This window comes from Rothia sp. HMSC068E02, from assembly GCF_001813565.1.
Lineage (GTDB): Bacteria > Actinomycetota > Actinomycetes > Actinomycetales > Micrococcaceae > Rothia.
This window is the reverse complement of sequence record NZ_KV812866.1, coordinates 1-4,712: the sequence shown is the minus strand read 5'-3', so window position 1 is coordinate 4,712 and position 4,712 is coordinate 1. Positions and strand designations below refer to the sequence as shown.

The 4,712-nt window shown below is 60.0% G+C and carries 3 protein-coding genes; all 3 read left to right on the top strand.

Going from position 1 to position 4,712, the window contains the following annotated elements; genetic code table 11:
* The first annotated feature begins 277 nt into the window (after positions 1 to 277).
* The 3 genes from HMPREF2919_RS00500 (at position 278) to HMPREF2919_RS00490 (ending at position 4,592) form a co-directional block, all read left to right on the top strand.
* A complete protein-coding gene (locus tag HMPREF2919_RS00500) occupies positions 278 to 1,132 on the top strand; it encodes a hypothetical protein (RefSeq protein WP_049341685.1) in 855 nt (284 codons plus the stop codon).
* Positions 1,133 to 1,343: 211 nt separating this feature from the next.
* Entirely contained in the window at positions 1,344 to 2,534 is a 1,191-nt protein-coding gene (locus HMPREF2919_RS00495) for an efflux RND transporter periplasmic adaptor subunit (RefSeq protein ID WP_049341686.1), read from the top strand.
* Positions 2,535 to 2,543: 9 nt separating this feature from the next.
* The gene (locus tag HMPREF2919_RS00490; protein ID WP_070665664.1) at positions 2,544 to 4,592 is read left to right on the top strand and encodes an ABC transporter ATP-binding protein/permease; all 2,049 of its coding nucleotides are present in this window, start codon (positions 2,544 to 2,546) and stop codon (positions 4,590 to 4,592) included.
* Positions 4,593 to 4,712: the final 120 nt, after the last annotated feature.

Below are 4,712 nucleotides of genomic sequence, written 5' to 3'. Positions count from 1 at the left end.
CGGATGCGCCCTCAGGGTGTCACACGGACGCTCTTCCGCAGCGAAGCGAGGAGAAAGCGGAGCGTCCGGGTGACGGGTGCCCCTGCGTAGGCGCGGAGGAAATATGCGGCGTGCCATCCCAACCAGCGACGCGAGGACGAATACCGAGCCCCCTTGCCTCCCCTCCCGGCGCATAGTAGGCTAGTGTTCAAAATATGTTCTCTCAAGGGCAAACAACAAAGACCCCTCGAACGAGTGAACAAAGATGCAGCTATATTTCACGAGGAAGTGCCCACCTATGCGTCGACAGAACACCCTACGAACCCTCGCCGGGGCTCTACTCCCGCTGACCCTGCTGCTTAGCTCCTGCGCATCCGGGCAGCCCAGTGCCGACTCCTCGGCGTCCGCTAACGCTGAGAAGGCGTATAGCGCCTCCAAGAGCCCCGATAGTCAAGCTATCGAAAAAGTAGAGAACCTCGCCTCACTTTCTGACAACGTTGTTCGTGCCTACCAGCGCTCCCTGAGCCAGTGCATGGCTGAACGAGGATTCCCGAACTACAAGGTTCCTGCCGGAGAAACTGAAATCCCGCTACTTCTGAGCGTTGGTTTCGAGCCTCTCACCGTTGCGGATGCCCGCGCTCGCGGATACAAAGAGCGCTGGTCTTTGGTAACTGCTGAGCTGGAAGAGCAGAGCCGCACTATGAGCGACGCTGAAATGCAGGCTCTTAACGGTACTGAAGGAAAGGGCGGTTGCCAGCAAGAAGCCACCCGCGTAGTCTTCGGTTCAGAAGAATCCCGTGCGATCATAAAAAAGGTCAACGTCACTGCGGTTCACTACCTTAACAACGACGCAATCTTCAAAGATCTTGGGCCTGCCACCGAGAAGTGGGCACAGTGCATGAAGGAACGCTTCGGAGGCGACTACACGTCTCCGGATATGGCTCGTGAACAGTACCGCCAGAACAACCAAGACACCCACGAACTGGCGATCAACGATGCGACCTGCCGCGAAGCAACCGGGCTAGATGCAGAACAGCGAAAGATGGCTATCGCTTACCTGAGTTCCTTCCTCGAAAAGGAGCAGGGCCTCATCGAGCAGGTGACCACGATCAAGAAAACTGCTGAAGAAAACGCCCGAAAGATTCTGAGCTAATCCTCCGGACTAATCAGACCGGGCTATCCAGACCGGACTAACCAGAACAGGCGTACAGAGTAGCTGCAACGGCTATACCTCGTCACAGCGTATTGTGCCCGGCACGTATCCCCGTGCCGGGCACAAACTAACCCCACACGGCATCGCCGCCCCTAAGCCCAAACGGCACAGACAATAGCGTTCCCGTACGCGCACCCAAAGAAGGGACACCATGAGCGCCACCCCCACCCGCCAGAAGAAAACCCTCTGGCTCTACGGCATTATCGCCCTGCTTCTCATCATCACCGTGGGTACGCTCATCAGCGCCCAAAACATCAAAACCACCGCCCAGAAAGACGCAGAAGCGGCACCCCCGGACCCCTCCACCATCACCGCCACGGTCACCCGCGAAAAACTACGCACCACCGTGCCCCTGACCTGCACCGCGAACTACGCCACCTCAACCCCGCTACGCTACAGCGGCGAAGGACAGTACACCGCAATCACCATCAAACACGGTGACACCGTCGGCAACGGAACCCTCATCGCAGAAGTCAACGGTGAACCTCTCATCACCCTCACCGGCGGCTTCGCGCTCTACCGCGATCTCAAACTCGATGATAGCGGCCCCGACGCCGCACTCCTCAACGAGGCACTGACCGCCATGGGACGTCAGGGCCCGCAGCCCGCGCGCATTACCGAAGACACCTACGAGGCTCTCAACAACCTCCTCGACAGCCTCGGCTACGCGCACGTCAAGACTGACCAGCCCATTCCCGCCCGCTACTTCCTCATCATCAACCGTGCCGGACTCGTCACCGGCAACCCCCGCGCAACCGGCGCTATCGCGGACGGTCCCGTAGCCACCATCGCAGAAGGTAACAAGACTCTCAGCTGCACCGGAACCACCGGCAGGCTCACCCCCGAAGCTCGTAGCGGTCAGAAGGTAACCGTGCCCTCCCTCGGCGATACTGAGTACGTCGCAACCCTCGGCTACAAGAACACTTCTGAAGCTGCTGGCGCCGCAGGCAACAGCCAGGCCGGTCGCCAGGCTAATGGTGCAGAAGGCGCAGCTGGCTCCAACCTCAACGGCGTAGCCGGTGCGGCAGGAGGCACCGAAGGCGAACGCATCCTCACCCTCGACGTAGGGGATAAGGCGGACAGCCTCCGAGGTTCCGTCAACGCGGAACTCACCCTCGAAGAAACCCCCGAAACGCACCTGGTTGTGCCCTCATCGGCGCTCTACACCCGTGACGGACAGACCCGAGTCATCGTGCTCGGCCCCGAAAGCTCCAACGGATCGAAGGCCCGCGAAGAACGCGAGGTAACCGTTACCGTCATCAGCAACGCCAATGGCAAGAACGCCGTCACCGGTGACCTGCACGAAGGCGACAGCGTCAAAATCATGCGCGAGAAAAAGTAGGGAGTAGCCATGACTGACTCCCGCGCTGCTCACGCGCACCCACCAGCCTATAGCGTCGATATTCAGGGAGTGTCCCAGCACTTTATGCAGGGTGACACTCGAATTGACGTGCTCAAAAATATTGACCTGAAAGTCCGCTACGGAGAAGTCGTCGCAATCCTGGGACCGTCCGGCAGCGGCAAATCAACCCTGCTGAACATCCTCGGTCTGCTCAGCACGCCCGCCTCCGGCAGCTACCTGCTGGACGGTACAGACACCGCAACCTTCAACGCGGCACAGCGAGCTGAAGCGCGCCTGGACAGCATCGGTTTCGTCTTCCAGGCGTTCCACCTCATCGAGCATAAGAACGTGTACCGCAACGTTGAGCTACCGCTCATCTACCGTGGTGTCCCCAAGGCAGAACGAGCGCAACGGGTTGCGGATACTCTCGCCCTGCTGGGGCTGAGCCACCGAACGGATGCACCCATCACCACTCTCTCAGGCGGTGAAAAGCAGCGTGTGGCTATTGCTCGTGCGCTCATTGGGGAACCGGCGTTGCTGCTCTGTGATGAGCCGACCGGCTCGCTGGATGAAGAGCTCACCCGTGAAGTGATTGACCTGCTCCGCGAATGTACGGGCGATCAGCAAAGCACGATTGTGATTACCCACGACCCGCTCGTGGCGGAGCACTGCGACCGGGTGCTGCGCATGCACGAGGGGCAGCTCATCGAGCAGAAAGCGCCGCAGCAGGAAGAAACGACCGCTCGTGAGCTTCTGAACCAGCCTAGCTTTACTGAGGAACAAGCATCTAAGCCGCAGGGGAGCGGGCGTGCACCCTGGGCGCTCGCCTCCCTCAAAGAAGCGTGGGACGCTACCGTTCACCGGGTGAGGCGCAATATCTTCACCATGCTTGGTGTGGTTCTGGGTATCGCTTCGCTTGTGCTGACCGTTGGTCTGACCGCCACCATTTCTGGGCAGCTGGCGGACAGCTTCGACATTTTTAGAGCTAAGCACCTGACGATTAGCTCTACCCGAACCGAAGCTATGAGCCGGGCTGAACTTCTGAGCCTAGCGGCAAGCGAGAATTATCGGCGTGTTAGCCAGCTGAACGGAGTGACCGGTACCGCGCTGGTGGATCAGCTGGATGAATCCACCGATATTCAGCGCGGCCCCGACAACTTTGGCGAGCGCGGCGCTAACGTGACGGCGTCCGTCCTTGCTGCAACGCCCACTATCTTTAGCGTGCAGGGTCACGAGCTGGTGTGGGGCCGTACCTTCGATGAGGGGCACGTGGAGCGTAACGATAAGGTCGTGGTGCTCAGCGAAAGCGTGATGCGCCAGCTTGCGCTACCCTATAGCCCCGGAGTTACGGTCTATATTCACGATGAGCCGTACACTGTCATCGGTGTGGTGCGGGAGAATCCCTCGCTGACTCTGTCGTACGGTTCGGTCTACCTGCCTCTGGGTGCGAAGCCTGGTGCCGATGTTGAAAAATCGCAGCCCGCTGCCGGTGGCGGTGCCGTTGCGGCGCAGACCGGTAAGCGTTCCACTCAGATTGTGGTGAGTACTGTTGCCGGTGCCGCAAACCAGATTGCGGAGGAAGCACCGTACGCGCTCTCGCCGGAACGCCCCGCGCTGTATAGCGTGAGTGTTCCGCCGGAGCCGAAGACCCTTCGCGAAGCCGTCGACCAGCAGCAACGCACCATGCTTCTTGCCATGAGCGTTATTACCCTCGTGATTGGTGCAATGGGCATTATGAACACGTTCCTGGTTGCGGTGATGGAGCGTCGCCGTGAGGTGGGTTTGCGTCTGGCTATTGGTATGCGCCCTTCGGGTATTCTGCTGCAGTTCTCGGCGGAGGCGCTGCTGACCGGCATCCTGGGCGCTGTGGCTGGTATTGTGCTGGCGGTTAACGGCATCTCGATTGTGTCTTTGCTGAACCATTGGACGCCGATTATTAGTGCTGACACTATCCTGTTGGGCCTGGGTGCTGGCGCACTGGTTGGCGTGTTGGCTGGTCTGTACCCGGCGGCGAAGGCTTCGCGTATTGATCCGGCTCAGACCCTGGCGGCAGGCTAGTCGCGTTGAGTAGGTGCTTGCCCCCGGTTGGGGCTTGGAGGGGGCGGTGTTCGTCCTCGTTCAGCACCATAGCGTTTGGGGAGGCACGCCGCATGTTTCCTCCGCGCCTACGCAGGGGCA

What these genes read in the sequence shown, in the direction of transcription:
- HMPREF2919_RS00500 (WP_049341685.1), top strand. Translation starts at nt 278, where the DNA reads ATGCGTCGACAGAACACCCTACGAACCCTCGCCGGGGCTCTACTCCCG.
- HMPREF2919_RS00495 (WP_049341686.1), top strand. Translation starts at nt 1,344, where the DNA reads ATGAGCGCCACCCCCACCCGCCAGAAGAAAACCCTCTGGCTCTACGGC.
- HMPREF2919_RS00490 (WP_070665664.1), top strand. Translation starts at nt 2,544, where the DNA reads ATGACTGACTCCCGCGCTGCTCACGCGCACCCACCAGCCTATAGCGTC.